At 68.7% G+C, this 17,498-nt stretch carries 13 protein-coding genes and 2 tRNA genes; 11 read left to right on the top strand and 4 right to left on the bottom strand.

All coding sequences use genetic code 11. The annotated features are described in order from the left end of the window. Window positions 1-361: 361 nt before the first annotated feature. Window positions 362-1,771 (bottom strand): type I glutamate--ammonia ligase, encoded by a 1,410-nt coding sequence (gene glnA, locus MKL01_RS21205; RefSeq protein WP_243907166.1) that lies wholly within the window; start codon window positions 1,769-1,771, stop codon window positions 362-364. 337 nt (window positions 1,772-2,108) lie between these two features. Here glnA and MKL01_RS21210 point away from each other — a divergent pair, with 337 nt between their 5' ends. Further along, window positions 2,109-3,143, top strand: a complete 1,035-nt coding sequence (locus tag MKL01_RS21210; RefSeq protein ID WP_243907167.1) for a glutamine synthetase beta-grasp domain-containing protein — start codon at window positions 2,109-2,111, stop codon at window positions 3,141-3,143. A gap of 212 nt (window positions 3,144-3,355) precedes the next feature. Here MKL01_RS21210 and MKL01_RS21215 read toward each other — a convergent pair whose 3' ends face one another. Next, window positions 3,356-3,535 carry a DUF2735 domain-containing protein gene (locus MKL01_RS21215; RefSeq protein WP_243907168.1) on the bottom strand — a complete coding sequence of 60 codons (180 nt, stop codon included), beginning with the start codon at window positions 3,533-3,535 and terminating at the stop codon, window positions 3,356-3,358. Window positions 3,536-3,707: 172 nt separating this feature from the next. Further along, a complete protein-coding gene (locus MKL01_RS21220) occupies window positions 3,708-4,046 on the bottom strand; it encodes a P-II family nitrogen regulator (RefSeq protein WP_238289880.1) in 339 nt (112 codons plus the stop codon). 195 nt (window positions 4,047-4,241) lie between these two features. On the opposite strand from MKL01_RS21220, the gene MKL01_RS21225 reads away from it, so the two are divergent. After that, entirely contained in the window at window positions 4,242-5,744 is a 1,503-nt protein-coding gene (locus MKL01_RS21225) for an NAD(P)H-hydrate dehydratase (RefSeq protein ID WP_243907169.1), read from the top strand. Here the strand turns inward: MKL01_RS21225 and MKL01_RS21230 are convergent. After that, window positions 5,737-7,251, bottom strand: a complete 1,515-nt coding sequence (locus MKL01_RS21230) for a multicopper oxidase family protein (protein WP_243907170.1) — start codon at window positions 7,249-7,251, stop codon at window positions 5,737-5,739. The genes MKL01_RS21225 and MKL01_RS21230 overlap by 8 nt on opposite strands. 157 nt (window positions 7,252-7,408) lie before the next feature. On the opposite strand from MKL01_RS21230, the gene MKL01_RS21235 reads away from it, so the two are divergent. From MKL01_RS21235 to MKL01_RS21275, 9 genes are all read left to right on the top strand, one after another. Then, window positions 7,409-7,493, top strand: a tRNA-Leu gene (locus MKL01_RS21235). Window positions 7,494-7,631: 138 nt separating this feature from the next. Next, on the top strand, window positions 7,632-9,050 hold the full coding sequence (gene tig, locus MKL01_RS21240) for a trigger factor (protein ID WP_243907171.1): 1,419 nt from the start codon (window positions 7,632-7,634) through the stop codon (window positions 9,048-9,050). Between the two features lie 127 nt (window positions 9,051-9,177). Next, window positions 9,178-9,804, top strand: coding sequence for an ATP-dependent Clp protease proteolytic subunit (locus tag MKL01_RS21245; protein WP_012322036.1), 627 nt, complete (start codon window positions 9,178-9,180; stop codon window positions 9,802-9,804). 183 nt (window positions 9,805-9,987) lie between these two features. Continuing rightward, entirely contained in the window at window positions 9,988-11,259 is a 1,272-nt protein-coding gene (clpX, locus tag MKL01_RS21250; protein ID WP_243907172.1) for an ATP-dependent Clp protease ATP-binding subunit ClpX, read from the top strand. Window positions 11,260-11,507: 248 nt separating this feature from the next. Beyond that, window positions 11,508-13,934 carry an endopeptidase La gene (lon, locus tag MKL01_RS21255; RefSeq protein ID WP_243907173.1) on the top strand — a complete coding sequence of 809 codons (2,427 nt, stop codon included), beginning with the start codon at window positions 11,508-11,510 and terminating at the stop codon, window positions 13,932-13,934. 406 nt (window positions 13,935-14,340) lie between these two features. Then, a tRNA-Val gene (locus MKL01_RS21260) sits at window positions 14,341-14,416 on the top strand. Window positions 14,417-14,722: 306 nt separating this feature from the next. Beyond that, window positions 14,723-16,276 (top strand): chromosome partitioning protein ParA, encoded by a 1,554-nt coding sequence (locus MKL01_RS21265; protein ID WP_279604776.1) that lies wholly within the window; start codon window positions 14,723-14,725, stop codon window positions 16,274-16,276. Between the two features lie 22 nt (window positions 16,277-16,298). Then, window positions 16,299-16,838, top strand: coding sequence for a hypothetical protein (locus tag MKL01_RS21270; protein ID WP_243907174.1), 540 nt, complete (start codon window positions 16,299-16,301; stop codon window positions 16,836-16,838). 27 nt (window positions 16,839-16,865) lie between these two features. Then, complete coding sequence (locus MKL01_RS21275) at window positions 16,866-17,324, top strand: hypothetical protein (RefSeq protein WP_243907175.1); 459 nt, start codon at window positions 16,866-16,868, stop codon at window positions 17,322-17,324. Window positions 17,325-17,498 lie beyond the last annotated feature (174 nt).

Here is a 17,498-nt window from a genome sequence, read left to right on the forward strand (position 1 = left end):
CTCAAATGCGAAAGCGCATGAATTCCTGAGTCGCAGCAACGCGCATCAACGTCTCAATCACCCGCCTGGTCTATCCTCTGCCGGTCCCCAGGCCGGGTGTCACAGTCTATCCCGCACCCGTTTGAGAAGGGCTCTCAGTTCGGCGCCGTCGTGGAACACGATTTTAGCGGCTGATGACCACCATAATTTTCGCAAATCTTCGTCCGAAAAATCATTTGCAGTAATAATATTGTGATAATCTCGCGGCTTCGTGCGTTTGGTCTCATCTTTCGATGGCGATAAGCAAAGGGCCGATGCGATGGGCGTCTCCCAATGCCTTCCGCCTGAAAAGGGCCGGGCATCGCGCCCGGCCCCTGTCACCTCAAAGCGAGTAGTACTGCACGAACTCGATCGGGTGCGGGGTCATCTCGTAGCGCAGCACCTCGGCCATCTTCAGCTCGATGAACGAGTCGATCTGGTCGTCCGTGAACACGCCGCCCTCCTTGAGGAAGGTGCGGTCCTTGTCGAGGCTGGTGAGCGCCTCGCGGAGCGAGCCGCACACGGTCGGGATCTTCTTCAGCTCCCGCGGGGGCAGCTCGTACAGGTCCTTGTCCATGGCCGGGCCCGGATCGATCTTGTTGCGGATGCCGTCGAGGCCGGCCATCAGCAGGGCCGAGAAGGCCAGGTAGGGGTTGGCCATCGGGTCGGGGAAGCGGACCTCGACGCGCTTGGCGTTCGGGCTCTTGGTCCACGGGATCCGGCAGGAGGCCGAGCGGTTGCGGGCCGAGTAGGCGAGCAGCACCGGCGCCTCGTAGCCCGGCACCAGCCGCTTGTACGAGTTGGTCGAGGGGTTGGTGAAGGCGTTGAGCGCCTTGGCGTGCCGGATGATGCCGCCGATGTACCAGAGGCATTCCTGGCTGAGACCGGCGTACTTGTCGCCGGCGAACAGCGGCTTGCCGTCCTTCCAGATCGACTGGTGCACGTGCATGCCCGAGCCGTTGTCGCCGTAGACCGGCTTGGGCATGAAGGTCGCGGACTTGCCGTAGCTCTGCGCGACGTTGTGGATGCAGTACTTGTAGATCTGCATGTGGTCGGCGAGCGTGGTCAGCCGGTCGAACTTCATGCCGAGCTCGTGCTGGGCCGAGGCCACCTCGTGGTGGTGCTTCTCGACCTTCACGCCCATGGATTGCATGGCCGCCAGCATCTCGCCGCGCATGTCCTGCGCCGAATCCTGGGGCGGCACCGGGAAGTAGCCGCCCTTGGTCTGGACCCGATGGCCGAGGTTGCCGCCCTCGTAGTCGGTGAAGCCGTTGGTCGGCAGCTCGGTGGAGTCGAGCTCGAAGCCGGTGCGGTAGGGGTCGGCGGCGAACTTCACGTCGTCGAACACGAAGAACTCGGCCTCGGGGCCGACATAGATCGTGTCGCCGATCCCGGTCTGCTGCAGGTAGGCCTCGGCGCGCTTGGCGGTGCCGCGGGGGTCGCGGCTGTAGGGCTCGCCGGTCGCCGGCTCCAGCACGTCGCAGACGATCGACAGGGTCGCGGCGGAGAAGAACGGGTCGAGGGTGGCGGTGGAGGGGTCCGGCATCAGCAGCATGTCGGACTCGTTGATCGCCTTCCAGCCGGCGATCGAGGAGCCGTCGAACATCGTGCCCTCGGCGAAGATCTCGTCGTCGATGAGGGAGACGTCGAAGGTGACGTGCTGCCACTTGCCGCGCGGGTCGGTGAACCGGAAGTCCACGTAGCGTACGTCGTTGTCCCGGATGGTCTTCAGAACCTCGGCCGCAGTGGTCATCGTGGGCATCCTCCAAGGATCGCTTGAAACGGCTCGCGGCGCGCCCGCTCTCGGTCGTGCCGCGCCGGCAAGCGGGGCTTGATATCCGCCGCGGGGCCGCCTTGCCACCCGCGGGGCGGCGGAATCCGTCCGCCGGCGGGACGATCCGACGCCGATGCCGCGCAATCTCGCATCCGTGATCGCGAAAACCCGCGCCCGGGGCGCCGTCGGCCGCGGGCCGCGCCGCTCCTGGCATGCTCCATGCGAAGGCGGCTCCGGCCGTCGACGAAGGCGGCAATCCGTTTGCGTCTCCTCAGGATTGCCCAGGTCGCGCATCGATACGGACGAGAGAACCGGAATGACCAAATATAAGCTCGAGTACATATGGCTCGACGGATATACGCCGACCCCGAATCTCCGCGGTAAGACACAGATCAAGGAATTCGACAGCTTCCCGACCCTCGAGCAGCTCCCGATGTGGGGCTTCGACGGTTCGTCGACGAAGCAGGCCGAGGGCGGCAGCTCCGACTGCATGCTCAAGCCCGTGCGCCACTTCCCCGACCCGGCCCGCAAGAACGGCGTGCTGGTGATGTGCGAAGTGATGATGCCGGACGGCACGACCCCGCACGAGTCGAACAAGCGCGCCACCATCCTGGACGATGCCGGTGCCTGGTTCGGCTTCGAGCAGGAGTATTTCCTTTACAAGGACGGCCGCCCGCTCGGCTTCCCGACCGCCGGCTATCCGGCGCCGCAGGGCCCGTACTACACCGGCGTCGGCTACTCGAACGTCGGCGACGTCGCCCGCAAGATCGTCGAGGAGCACCTCGACCTCTGCCTCGATGCCGGCATCAACCACGAGGGCATCAACGCCGAGGTGGCCAAGGGCCAGTGGGAGTTCCAGATCTTCGGCAAGGGGTCCAAGAAGGCCGCCGACGAGATGTGGATGGCCCGCTACCTCCTGCAGCGCCTCTGCGAGAGCTACGGCATCGACGTTGAGTACCATTGCAAGCCGCTCGGCGACACCGACTGGAACGGCTCGGGCATGCACTGCAACTTCTCGACCGCGTTCATGCGCGAGCACGGCGGCAAGGCCTATTTCGAGAAGCTCATGGAGGCGTTCAAGAACGCCCGTGAGGATCACATCGCCGTCTACGGCCCGGACAACCACATGCGGCTGACCGGCAAGCACGAGACCGCGTCGATCCACGAGTTCTCGTACGGCGTGGCCGACCGCGGCGCCTCGATCCGCGTGCCGCATTCCTTCGTGAACAACGGCTACAAGGGATATCTGGAGGATCGCCGCCCGAACTCCCAGGGCGACCCCTACCAGATCGCCTCGCAGGTGCTGAAGACGATCTCTTCCGTGCCGACCGAGGCCGCAGCCGCCGCGTGAGACGCGACCGGGCGCAGGCGCCCCAGTGAGGATCGACGAAGCCGGGCCCCTGGGTCCGGCTTCGCCGTTTCCGGGGCAGGGGAAGCCGCTCCGGGGTCGGGCCGATGATCGCGTCGGGCGGCGAAGCGCACCCGAGGCGGCTTCGCTCCGGTCCCGCGGTTCCGCGCCGGCGCTTCGGGGCGCAGGAGAGATCGAGACGGGACCGCCCGGGTTCAGGGCCGGCGCGGACGCTCGTCCTCGCGGATGGCGGCCTCGTGATACCACGCGCCGCCCCCGAAACCCGGCACCGGCGCGGGCTTCGCTTCCGCGGCGACCCGCGGCAGGATGCGGGCGCGCCGGAACGCGGACAGGTCGTAGATCTTGGCGGTCTCGCGCGGGTCCGTACCGGCCATCGCACATCCTCCTGCATCGGGTCTCGGAGACCGATCGAGCCGGCCGTTACCGCTGATGTGGGGTGCGGGTCGCGGCACTCCATGGCGGAACGCGCCGATGCCGGACATTCGTGCAGAGCGAAATCTTAGGCAGAGGCGTCCGGGCGGCCCTGGGCCGCCGCGGTTCCACGGATCAGATCGCGTCCGTCCCGGTCTCGCCGGTCCGGATGCGGATCGCCTCCTCGATGGTCGAGACGAAGATCTTGCCGTCGCCGATGCGGCCGGTCTGGGCCGACTTGCGGATCGCGTCCACGGCGCCCTCCACCAGGGCGTCGGACAGCACGATCTCCAGTTTCACCTTCGGCAGGAAGTCGACGACGTATTCGGCACCCCGATAGAGTTCCGTATGGCCCTTCTGGCGGCCGAAACCCTTCGCCTCGATGACGGTGATGCCCTGGAGACCGACCTCCTGGAGCGCCTCCTTCACCTCGTCGAGCTTGAAAGGCTTGATGATCGCTTCGATCTTCTTCATGCCGCTCGGGCCTGCGCTACGGTGCCTAGCATTTCTAACATCCCCGTGACGCATCCGCCATGCCGATTTCTCGGCGTGCCGGAGCTTACTGCCCATTCGGTGTGCGATCCACGCACAAGCTTCGGGCGTTTGGCCGATTTTTGGCGTTTTTTTAGACAGACGTGATCGGTGCACGGGCAGACGCGGAGAACGGACATGCGGTTGCTGACGGTGGCGGCGATGAGGCGGGTCGACGCCGCGGCGATCGCCGGCGGGACGCCGGGCGCGACCTTGATGGAGGCCGCCGGCGCCGCGGTGGCGGCCCGCGCCCGCACCCGTCTGCCGGCCGACGGCCGCGCCGTCGTGCTGTGCGGTCCCGGCAACAACGGCGGCGACGGCTTCGTGGCCGCGCGGCTGTTGGCCGAGGCCGGCTTCGCCATCGACCTGTATCTCCTCGGAGATCCGTCCGCATTGCGCGGCGATGCCGCCCGTGCGGCGCAAGCCTGGGCGGGGCCCGTGCACCGGGCCGCGCCCGGCGCGCTGCCCGCGTGCGACCTCGTGATCGACGCTCTGTTCGGGGCGGGGCTGTCCCGCGACCTCGACGGGGAGGCGCGGGCGCTGGTGGAGGCGGTGAATGCCGGCGGCGTCCCGGTGCTCGCCGTCGACGTGCCGAGCGGGATCGACGGCGACACCGGTTCCAGGCGCGGCGCCGCGATCCGGGCCGCCGAGACCGTGACGTTCGTGGCGCTCAAACCCGGGCATCTGCTGCAGCCGGGGCGGAGCCATTGCGGCCAGCTCAGCCTGTCGCAGATCGGAACCGGCCCGGACGCCCTGGCCGTCGGCCTCGCGGCCTGCCCGCCGCTCCATCGGAACGGACCGGACCTGTGGGCCGACGCGTTTCCCCGTCTCGCCGAGGACAGCCACAAGTACACCCGGGGCCACGCCCTCGTGCTGTCGGGACCGGTGACCAAGACCGGGGCCGCCCGGCTCGCGGCCCGCGGCGCCCTCCGGGTCGGCGCCGGGCTCGTGACCATCGCCTCCCCGGTCGCCGCGCTGGCCGAGAACGCCGCCCACGTCACGGCGATCATGCTGCGGCCCTGCGAGGATGCCGACGACCTCGACGATCTGCTCACCGACGAGCGCCTGAACGTCGTCCTGGCCGGGCCCGGCCTCGGCACCGGCGAGCCGGCCCGCGAGCGCGTCGCCGTGGCGGCCGCCGCCGGCCGGGGTCTGGTCCTGGATGCGGACGCGCTGACGAGCTTCTCCGGGCGGTTGCCGGTTCTCGCCGCGCACATCGCGGACGGCGCGGCACGTGCCGTGCTGACCCCGCATGCCGGCGAGTTCGCCCGGCTGTTCGACGGCACCGAGGCGACGGACGCGTCCGCCGACAAGGTTACCCGGGCCCGCGCGGCGGCCCGGCTGGCCGGCGCCGTCGTGGTCCTGAAGGGCGCCGATACGGTCATCGCCGACCCGGACGGGCGCGCGGCGATCAACGACCACGCCAGCCCCTATCTCGGCACCGCCGGATCGGGGGACGTGCTCGGCGGCCTGATCGCCGGCCTGATGGCGCAGGGCATGCCGCCCTTCGAGGCGGCCGCCGCCGGCGTCTGGCTCCACGGGGATGCCGGCCTGCGCCACGGCCCCGGCCTGATCGCCGAGGATATCCCGGAGCTGATGCCGGCGGTGCTGCGGGACCTCGCGGGGGCCGCCCTCAGGTGACCTCGAACAGCGTCCAGAGGCCGGTATCGAACCGCTCCAGCACCGTGGCGCTGATCAGCCAGCGACCGGGGTTGTCGGCCAGGAAGCCGATCCGCGCGGTCCGGCCCTCCAAGAGCTGGAACGTGTCGAGCCAGTAGGGCTCCCAGCCGTCGTCGAGGGGGTGGAGCAGGCGGAAGCAATGGCCGTGCAGGTGCAGCGCCTGCGGGAAGGCGGTCTCGTTGCGCAGGGCCAGCACCACCACCTGCCCGCGCTTCACCGAGAAGATCGGCTGGAGCCCCGCGACGCCGCTGGCGCCGTTCACCGACCAGATCTTCTGGGGATCGCCCGTATAGACCGGATCCGGCGCCGGCCCCTCCTTCGGCGCCTCCTTCGATGTCTCCTTGGCGGAATCCTTGGGCACGAAGGCGCCACCGGTGATCACCACATCGCGGCGCAGGGCGTTCTGGAGCTTGATCTCGGCCGGGAGGCGCTTGTTCTCGCCGATCGGGCCGATCGGCGGCCGCTTCTCGCTGATCTTGGCGCCCTTGGTGGTGACGCTCGCGAGGGTCAGGCCCTTGCCGACCAGGGCCTGGATCGCGCAGGCGGCGCCCTCCTGCTCCGGCAGATCGACCATCAGGTCGTAGCGGGTGCCGGGCGGGAACGGGAGGGTCGCCCGCAGGGGCTCGAACGTGTCGGTGGGCTGGCCGTCGACCGCCGCAACGTAGACCTTCACGCCCTCGAACCGGAGCCGCGTCGCCCGGGCGTTGCAGGCATTGCCGAGGCGCAGGCGCAGACGGGCGCCCGGGCGCGCCTCGATGGTCGCCGGCACGGGCTTGCCGTTGACCGTGACGAGATTGCCGAGCCGACCGTGTGCGGCGGCGAGCGGCGTCTGCCCGAACGGCACCAGGCTGCCGTCGTCCTGAAGGCGCCAATCCTGCAGCACCACGCTGACATCGGCGTCGACGACCGGCGGGGTCGCCTCCTCGACCACCAGCATGCCGGCGAGCCCCCGGCCGGACGGCTCGCTCGCGCCGCCGACGGTGAGCGGCCGGATCAGGTACGAGCCGGCATCCGGCGGCGTGAACGCGTAGAGGAAGTCGCCCCCGGGCGGGATCGGCGCCTGGGTGACCCCGCCGACGCCGTCCATGGCGTTGACGTTGCGGACCCCGTGCCAGTGCAGCGACAGGGCCTTGTCGGTCCGGTTCTCGACCTTCAGCCGCACCGGCTGCCCGAGCTTCACCCGGATCTCGGGCGGCAGGGCCTTGCCGTCGAAGCACCAGACCGGTGTCTCCGGTGCGGGCTCCGGCCGGAACCGCGCCTTGCCGGGCGCCGCCGACAGGATGGCGGGCTCCGCCTGCGCCCGGGCCGGTTCCGGCGTGGTCCCCGAGGGGCTGCCGGCCGCCGGCCCCGGAGCCTGCGCCCGGACCGCCTCCGGCACGAGCCCGATGGCCACCGCGGCGAGCAGGCTCCGGCGCGAGGGCGCGCCGGCGCGCGAATCGGACGGCGGCTCGGGGCGGGATGGCGGCATGGGATCTCGGCTGCGGCTCGCGACGGGTCCGCTCCATAGCGGCGCGCCGGATGAAGCGCCACCGGCGCCACAGGGACAAGTTTTTTGCTGCGGGCGAGCCGGCCCATGCTATAGGGCGCGCTTCCGGCGGCCGGCGATGCGCCGGATGTCGGCGCGCGCGGGCGTGGCGGAACTGGTAGACGCGCTGGATTTAGGTTCCAGTGTCGCAAGACGTGGGGGTTCGAGCCCCTCCGCCCGCACCAGGACGTCTACTGTAGGCGCGGTCCTCCGCGGACCGCCCCGTCTCCGTTCCCGACATCCTGCCATCCCCGGCCGCGCGAACACGCCGCACGACGCCGGCCCCGCTGGCGACCACAGGTTATTGAAGAGCGACGACGACGATGCAGGTGACCGAGATCAACGCCCAAGGGACCGCCACCCCTGGGCTGAAGCGCGAGTTTCAGGTTCTGCTGGCCGCCCAGGAACTCGAGGAGCGCCTCACCACCGAGCTCTCCGGCATGAAGGACAAGGTCCAGCTCAAGGGCTTCCGCCCCGGCAAGGTGCCGGTGGCCCACCTGCGCAAGGTCTACGGCCGCTCGGTCATGGCCGAGGTGGTGCAGAACGCCGTCAACGAGGCCAACCGCCAGATCGTCACCGACAACGGCCTCAAGCTCGCCCTGGAGCCGCAGGTCGAGTTCCCCAGCGACCAGACCGAGGTCGAGAAGGCGCTCGACGCCAAGGGCGACCTCGCCTTCAAGGTCGCCCTCGAGGTGATGCCGAGCTTCGAACTCGCCGACCTGTCCGACGTCAGCCTGACCAAGCTCGTCGCCAAGCCCTCCGACGCGGAGGTGACCGAGTCCCTCGAGCGCATGGCCGGTCAGGGCCGACCGTTCAGCGAGCGGGAGGAGGGCGCCGAGGCGCAGAACGGCGACCGCGTCACCATCGACTTCGTCGGTCGCATCGACGGCGCGGAGTTCCAGGGCGGCACGGGCGAGGGGATTGACCTCGAACTCGGCTCCGGCTCGTTCATCCCGGGCTTCGAGGAGCAGCTCGTCGGCGCCAAGGTCGGCGACAAGCGGGTCGTCAAGGCCACCTTCCCGGAGGCCTACGGCGCCGAGCACCTCGCCGGCAAGGACGCCGAGTTCGACGTGACCGTCACCAAGATCCAGGCGCCCGGCGAGGCCAAGGTCGACGACGCCCTCGCCAAGTCCATGGGCATGGATTCCCTGGAGAAGCTCCGGGAAGCCGTGTCGGAGGCGATCGGCCGCGACTACGAGGCCGCCACGCGACGCCGGCTCAAGAAGGACCTGCTCGACGCGCTGGACGGCAAGTACGCCTTCGAGCTGCCGCCCTCCCTGGTGGCGCAGGAATTCGCCAGCGTCTGGGCCCAGGTGGAGCAGGACCTCAAGACCCGCGGCAAGACCTTCGCGGACGAGGACACCACCGAGGAGGAGGCGCAGGCCGAATACCGGAAGATCGCCGAACGGCGCGTCCGGCTCGGTCTCGTGCTTGCGCAGGTCGGCGAGAGCGCCGATATCAAGGTCTCGGATGAAGAGGTGAACCAGGCCCTCATCGCCCGGGTCCGGCAGTTCCCGGGCCAGGAGCAGCAGGTCTGGGACTTCTACCGGAAGAACGCGCAGGCGCTCGCGGAACTCCGCGCGCCCCTGTTCGAGGAAAAGGTGATTGACCACATCCTCGGGCAGGTCAAACTCGTCGAGGAGCCCGTCTCGAAAGCGGCGCTTTTCGCTGACGAAGATGACGATGAGACGACCGGCGGAAAGCCGGCTGACGAGGCCGAGGCCGAGGCCAAGGCCGACTGAGTCCCGCCCTGTCCCAGGACGGCGGGCAAGGGTTTAGGCGATGGTTAAGCATCGCCGGTGTTCGCTGACATGTCCGGAGCTGCCCTGATTCGCGGCGGCTCCGGGCCTCACTCCGGGGCAGGACGAGATGAGAGATCCGATCGACGTCTACAACAACGCGCTCGTGCCGATGGTCGTCGAGCAATCGAGCCGGGGCGAGCGTGCCTTCGACATCTACTCCCGCCTGCTCCGCGAGCGCATCATCTTCCTCACCGGCCCCGTGGAGGATTACGGCGCGTCGCTGATCGTGGCGCAGCTGCTGTTCCTCGAGGCGGAGAACCCGAAGAAGGAGATCTCCTTCTACATCAACTCCCCCGGCGGGGTGGTGACCTCGGGCCTGTCGATCTACGACACGATGCAGTTCATCCGCTGCCCGGTGACGACGCTCTGCGTCGGCCAGGCCGCCTCGATGGGCTCGCTGCTCCTCACCGCCGGCGAGCCCGGCCACCGCTTCGCCCTCCCGAACGCCCGGATCATGGTCCACCAGCCCTCCGGCGGCTTCCAGGGCCAGGCGACCGACATCCTGATCCACGCCCGCGAGATCGAGGCGCTGAAGCGGCGCCTGAACGAGATCTACGTGAAGCACACCGGCCGCGACTACGACACGATCCACACGGCGCTCGAGCGCGACAACTTCATGACCGCCGACGCGGCCAAGGAGTTCGGCCTCATCGACGAGGTGATCGAGAAGCGGCCCGAGCCGGCCGCCGCCTGACCGGCCCGCATGCCCGAGAGCCGCGGCGCGGCCTTGATCCCGCCGCGGCAGCGTGTTTGCATCCGAGTTCCGGCCCTTCGGTCAAAGGCGCGCAGCATACTGTTTCTTTAAACGGGCCCCCTACATTCAAATGACACGCGTGCGCCCCTAGCCGGCCGCGGACGCGAGGAATCGGAGACCGATATGAGCAAGACTGGCGGCAACGACTCGAAGAGCACGCTGTATTGCTCGTTCTGCGGCAAGAGCCAGCACGAGGTCCGCAAGCTGATCGCCGGCCCGACCGTGTTCATCTGCGACGAATGCGTCGAGTTGTGCATGGATATCATCCGGGAGGAGTCGAAATCCTCGCTGGTGAAGAGCCGCGACGGGGTGCCGACCCCGAAGGAGATCCGCCGCGTCCTCGACGACTACGTCATCGGCCAGGACTTCGCCAAGAAGGTCCTCTCGGTGGCGGTGCACAACCACTACAAGCGCCTCGCGCACGCGACGAAGCACAACGACGTCGAGCTGGCCAAGTCCAACATCATGCTGATCGGGCCGACCGGCTCGGGCAAGACGCTGCTCGCGCAGACGCTGGCCCGCATCCTGGACGTGCCGTTCACCATGGCGGACGCCACGACGCTCACCGAGGCCGGCTATGTCGGTGAGGATGTCGAGAACATCATCCTCAAGCTGCTCCAGGCCTCCGACTACAACGTCGAGCGGGCGCAGCGCGGCATCGTCTACATCGACGAGATCGACAAGATCTCCCGCAAGTCCGACAACCCGTCGATCACCCGCGACGTGTCCGGCGAGGGCGTGCAACAGGCGCTCCTGAAGATCATGGAGGGCACGGTCGCCTCGGTGCCGCCGCAGGGCGGCCGGAAGCACCCGCAGCAGGAGTTCCTGCAGGTCGACACCACCAACATTCTGTTCATCTGCGGCGGCGCCTTCGCGGGGCTGGAGCGGATCATCTCGCAGCGCGGCAAGGGCACCTCGATCGGCTTCGGCGCGACCGTGCAGGCCCCCGACGACCGCCGCACCGGCGAGATCTTCCGCTCGGTGGAGCCCGAGGATCTGCTGAAGTTCGGCCTCATCCCCGAGTTCGTCGGCCGCCTGCCGGTCCTGGCGACGCTCGAGGACCTCGACGAGGCCGCCCTGAAGAAGATCCTGCAGGAGCCGAAGAACGCCCTGGTCAAGCAGTACCAGCGGCTGTTCGAGATGGAGAACGTCGACCTGACCTTCCAGGACGAGGCGCTGTCGCTCGTCGCCCGCAAGGCGATCGAGCGCAAGACCGGCGCCCGCGGCCTGCGCTCCATCCTGGAGACCATCCTGCTCGACACGATGTACGACCTCCCGGGCCTGGAATCGGTCGAGCAGGTCGTGATCGGTCCGGAGGTTGTGGAGGGCAAGTCGCGCCCGCTCTACATCCATGGCGACCGCAACAAGGAAGCGCCCGCCAGCGTCAGCGCATAAGCGCCTGACAGGGTTGCATTAAGCGCCCGGCCCAGGCCGGGCGCGCCGCGGGGATCATCTTGAAAACGCTGCGCCCCGCAGCCACTTCAGGCTCAGCGCGGTGGCCGCTCGCTCCTTCGAGGCGCGGTCCGCGTCGCCAGCCGCAAAGTTCTCGAAAATTCCGACCCTCGCGGCCCGGTCGGCCCCTGGCTGTAGGCGCGCTCCGTGCATGGAGGTGCCGAACCCGGGCGTCCTGAGAGGAAGTCAGCATGTCACAAGCAAAATCGCGGCAGCCGGTGGTCCCGGGCTCGACGGGCTCCTACGCCGTCCTTCCCCTGCGCGATATCGTCGTCTTCCCGCACATGATCGTGCCCCTGTTCGTGGGCCGCGAGAAGTCGATCCGCGCCCTCGAGGAGGCGGTCCGCACCGACCGCCACATCCTGCTCGCCACCCAGATCAACGCCGGCGACGACGATCCGGCGACCGATGCCATCTACAAGATCGGCACCCTCGCCTCCGTCCTCCAGCTCCTGAAGCTGCCCGACGGCACCGTGAAGGTGCTGGTCGAGGGCATCGGCCGCGCCAAGGTGACCGGCTTCACCCGTTCGGACGAGTATTACGAGGCCACCGCCGAAGCCCTGCATGACGAGCTCGGCGACCGCGTCGAGGCCGAGGCGCTCGCGCGCTCGGTGCTCTCGGAGTTCGAGAACTACGTGAAGCTGAACAAGAAGATCTCCCCCGAGGTCGTCTCCGCCGTGACGCAGATCGACGAGCCCTCCAAGCTCGCCGACACGATCGGCTCGCACCTCCTCGTCAAGATCTCCGACAAGCAGGGGATTCTGGAGACCCCCACGGTGGCGCAGCGCCTGGAGCGCGTGCTGTCGCTGATGGAGAGCGAGATCTCGGTGCTGCAGGTGGAGAAGCGCATCCGGACCCGCGTCAAGCGGCAGATGGAGAAGACCCAGCGCGAGTACTACCTGAACGAGCAGATGAAGGCGATCCAGAAGGAGCTGGGCGACTCCGAGGACGGCCGCGACGAGCTGGCCGAGCTGGAGGAGAAGATCGAGAAGACCAAGCTCACCAAGGAGGCCCGCGACAAGGCCACCGCCGAGCTGAAGAAGCTGCGCCAGATGTCGCCGATGTCGGCCGAGGCGACGGTGGTGCGCAACTACCTCGACTGGATGCTCGGGATTCCGTGGGGCAAGCGCTCGAAGATCAAGAAGGATCTGCTCGGCGCCCAGGCTCTGCTGGACGACGATCACTTCGGCCTCGACAAGGTCAAGGAGCGGATCGTCGAGTATCTCGCCGTGCAGCAGCGGGCGAATAAGCTCACCGGCCCGATCCTGTGCCTCGTCGGCCCCCCGGGCGTCGGTAAGACCTCGCTCGGCAAGTCCATCGCCAAGGCGACGGGCCGCGAGTTCGTCCGCATGTCGCTCGGCGGCGTGCGGGACGAGGCCGAGATCCGCGGTCACCGCCGGACCTATATCGGCTCGATGCCCGGCAAGATCGTCCAGTCGATGCGCAAGGCCAAGACCTCGAACCCGCTCATCCTGCTCGACGAGATCGACAAGATGGGCATGGATTTCCGCGGCGATCCGTCGGCGGCGCTCCTCGAGGTGCTCGACCCTGAGCAGAACAGCACCTTCAACGACCACTACCTGGAGGTGGATTACGACCTCTCGAACGTGATGTTCGTGACCACGGCCAACACCCTCAACATCCCCGGCCCGCTCATGGACCGGATGGAGGTGATCCGCATCGCCGGCTACACCGAGGAGGAGAAGGTCGAGATCGCGCGCAAGCACCTGATCCCGAACGCCCTGAAGAAGCACGGCCTCGGGACCCACGAGTGGTCGATCGACGACGACGGCCTGATGATGCTGGTCCGCCGCTACACGCGGGAGGCCGGCGTCCGCAACCTGGAGCGCGAGCTGTCGAACCTGATCCGCAAGGCGGTGAAGGAGATCCTGATCACCAAGACCACTACGGTCGCGGTGAACGTGGAGACCCTTCCGGTCTTCCTCGGCCCGCCGAAGTTCCGCTACGGCGAGATCGACGCGGACGATCAGGTCGGGGTGGTGACGGGTCTGGCCTGGACCGAGGTCGGCGGCGAGTTGCTGACGATCGAGGGCGTCATGATGCCGGGCAAGGGCAAGATGACGGTCACCGGCAACCTGAAGGACGTGATGAAGGAGTCGATCTCGGCGGCCGCCTCGTATGTGCGCTCGCGGGCCATCGACTTCGGGATCGAGCCGCCGCTGTTCGAGCGCCGCGACATCCACGTCCACGTGCCGGAGGGGGCGACCCCGAAGGACGGTCCGTCGGCCGGCATCGCCATGGCCACCGCGATCATCTCGACGCTGACCGGCATCCCGGTCCGCCGCGATGTCGCGATGACCGGCGAGGTGACGCTGCGCGGCCGGGTTCTGCCGATCGGCGGCCTGAAGGAGAAGCTGCTCGCCGCCCTCCGCGGCGGCATCAAGACGGTGCTGATCCCCGAGGAGAACGCCAAGGACATCGCCGAGGTGCCCGATAGCGTGAAGAACGGGCTGGAGATCATCCCGGTCTCGCGGATGGATCAGGTGCTGGAGAAGGCGCTGGTCCGTCAGCCGGTGGCGATCGAGTGGGAGGAGCCGCTGCCGGTGGCCAAGCCCGCCCGGACCGAGGAGGACGGCGCCGCCTTCGTGGCGCACTGATCGGTCCATGATCGTGTGAGACGAGCCCCCGGAGCTGCGCTCCGGGGGCTTTTTCGTGCGCGCAGGACAGTGCCGGCGTCCTGCCGATCGACCGGTATGCCGGCGCGTCCGCGGCCGGTCCGGCCGTCGTCGGGCGCGCTCACAAGCAACGCTCCGTCCCGGTGGTGCGGCGTTGCGTTGTCGGCCGTTTCGAGGCCGGCATCGACGCGCGCGGCACGGGGCCGCTTCAGGCGACGCCTCCGTCGCCCGGGCTCATGCCGCTGCGGTCGTCGCGACGGATCGACCCGCGCCGATGGACTGCGTCCAGCGGCCACCGTCAGATCCGCGCGATGGCGGCTTCCATTGAAACGAGTGGCGGCACGGACCCTTGCGGGAGCCTGCCGCCATGCCGTAACGGTCGGCCGCCGGGCGGTTAGCTCAGTTGGTAGAGCGTCTCCTTTACACGGAGAGGGTCGGGGGTTCGAGTCCCTCACCGCCCACCAAGCGCCCGGGATGGCGCGCCGCCGCACCCCGCCGAACAGGTTGAGCCGGCCGTGATGACCTCCGGTCGTGTCGGGGCCGGAACGGGCGTGACGGTCGCGTGTGCGTCGGCCTCGGCGCCTGGCGCACGCGCCGTTCCGGAGGACTTCCGGGGATCCCGCGACGGTCGCGACGGCCCGGCTCACCTGCGGCGTTCCCGTATCCTCAATCCCCTCAGGGATGACAGATTCTGGAGATTGACAAAGCCCGGTCAAATAGCAGTAGCATGAAATTAACGGTCACGGAATTTGGCGGCTTGGAGACGTTTGATGGCATGGTCGCCGTTTCGGAATGGCTTGTTTTCAGCGGATCGAGCAGTCGAAACTACAGGTAGCAACAGCGCGCGATCACAGGTCCAACACCCGCTGCGCGAAGAGGTGTTTCCCAGCCGTGGGAGTGCTGCGCAGACGGTGACAGTCCACGTGCCGCCCCGTGATCCGCTCGATGCCATCGGACAGCGGGATGAGCTGGTGCGCATGCGCGTCACCGAGATGAGCGACCGCCTCGAAGAGCTGAAGACCCTGCAGGAAGACTTCTCCTCCGTCCTGACGCCGCTGATCTCCATCTCGGAGGAGCTGCCCCGCGCGACGATGCGGCTCGCCGAGGTCGAGGCGCTCTTCGCCAAGGAGCAGCAATCCGCCCTCACCGCGCGGCGGGAGGCCGGCGAGCTCGCCGTTCGGACCGCCGCCCTGACGAACGAGTGCGCGGCGATGACCGCGGAAATCACCCGCCTGGAGAGCAGTCTCCACAACCGGGATATCGAACTCGATCAGCTGCGCGTCACGGTGCGCGACAAGAGCCTCGCGACCGAGAATTACGAGCGGCAGCTCGCCGCCGAGGTGGAGCAGACGAAGGCGCTGACGGGTGAGAACAAGGCCCTGCGCCTCGAAGCGCAGGCCGCCGATCAGGCGCTGTCGCGGTCCGAGCGCGACCTCGCCGAGATGCGCGAGCGCTTCGCCATCCTCGACCAGGACAATCGCCGCCTGCAGATGCTCTGCGAGGAGCAGGAGGCACGGCTGGCGGATACGGCGGCCCGCTACGACACGCTGCGCGAGGAGTCCGAGGCCGAGCGGCAGCGGCTGCTCACGCTCGAAGCCGATCTCGCGGCCGAGATCGTCGCCCGGCAGAAGTCGGATTCGCAGCACGAGGCCGAGATCGGCGGCCTGCGGACCGAACGGGCCAGCCTGACCATGAAGCTCGAAGCCGCGACCAACCGCGCGGCCGCCACCGAGCAGCTGCTCGTGCAGATCCGCGCCCAGCTCCGGGAGAAGGACGAGGCGCTCCGCGTGGCGGAGCGGACGGTCAAGGAGGCCGTCATCGAGCGCGCGACGGCCGACCGCCGCGTCGAGGCGGTGCAGGCCGATCTCGCGCGCCAGACCGAGCGCCTGCTCGACGCGCAGCGGCTCCGGTCCGACCTGGACAACCGTTGCGACATGCTGGCCAAGGCGCTGGCGGCGAAGGATGTCGCGGTGGAGCAGGCGACTTCGCGGGCGGCCCTGCTGTCGGAGCGGATGGAACAGCTCAGCCGCCGCCACGAATCCGAGATCCAGGATCTCGAGGTCGCCAACCGCCGGCTCGTCGAGGATCTGCAATCCGAGCGCTCCGAGCGGGCGATGACGCAGGGTGCCCTCGACATCGCGCGCGAGAGCCGGATCGCCCTCCAGAAGCAGTACGAGGTGCTCAAGCGGGACGCGCGGCGGTTCCGCAGCTTCGACGACGGCGACGCGCAGGCGAACGCCGAACACGCGGCCGGGAAGGCCGCGTCGGACACTGAGCCGAAGAGTAATATTCGGCCTTTCGTACCCTCCGACCGCGTAGGCTAGATTCAAATCGGAGATTACCATCATGCTACGTGTGGAGGCGGCTTTGGCAGATCAGGCGTTCAAGGACTCGAATTCATCGATGACCGCGACTTGGCTCATGCGCGGGATCAAACCCGACGGACCGGTATCCCTGACGCAGGAGGGGCTGGCGGCGGCCCGTTCCGACGGGCTGCATCGCGAGACGTCCGAGATCCACAAGATCCCCGGCGTGTCTCGGGACTGGTCGTCGGCGCTCGACCTGATCCGCGAAGCCACGGAGGCGATCAGCATCAGCGAGGAGCGGGTCGCCGATCTGGAAGCGCAACTGCATCAGGTGACGACCACCGCCAACGAGGAGATGCGGGAACTCAACGTCAAGATCGCGGCGGCCGAGCGCCGGGCACAGAAGGCCGAGGAGCGGGCACGCACGGCCGAGGCGCGCGCCAACGAGGCCGAGACGTGGCTCGTGCGCATCCACGATGCGGTGCTGAACGGGTTCCGCCGCAAGCCCGGTCCGGCGCTCGCGCCCGTCGAAATGGGCGGGCAGGATTTCCTCGAGACGCCGAACGTGGCGGAGGGGTGATGCGCTGATCCTCGGCCGGTCATGGACGTGCAGATCTTAAGCCTGACCGGTCTGGTCGGCGACCGCTTCGCAGATCCGCGCGTCCCGGAGGGAGATCGCGGGGTGCCGCAGCGCCTGCCGGAACCGGCTCTCACGCTGCAGATGATCGAGGCGGCGGTGGAGCGGCAGCGCTTCGTCGAGGACGAGGGCGAGCGGATCTTCGAGCAGGCCCAGACCCTGCTGGTGTCGGTGAAGGCGGAACGGACCCGGCTGCTCGGCGAGATCGAGCACCTGCGGGCCGATCTGGCCGAGGTGCGATTTCTGCTGCGGCAGACCTGCGGCGATCTCGCGGCGGCCGAGCATCGCGCCGAGCAGGCGGAGCGGCGCGCGGCGGACCTCGCGGTCCGCAACGAGGACATGACGCGCTTCTGCGTCCGCCTCGTCGACGCGGTGGAGCCGATGCTGGATCAGGAGGCCGCCGAGCCTCCGGGCAGCGCGGAGCGGTAGCCGGCTCGCCCTGGCCCGGGCGGTGCGCGACCCGGGCGTCGGGCGTGCGGTCCGGGAGCCGGGGCGTGCGGCGGCCTGCATCCGCGGGCGCCCGAGATCGGCCGCGCGACCGATCGGTGCCGATTTGGTCGCACCGCACCCCGGCTCATCGCGGCGATGTTCGGGTTATCCTCG

It is taken from the genome of Methylobacterium sp. J-070 (assembly GCF_022829385.1).
In the GTDB taxonomy this organism is placed as follows: Bacteria; Pseudomonadota; Alphaproteobacteria; order Rhizobiales; family Beijerinckiaceae; genus Methylobacterium.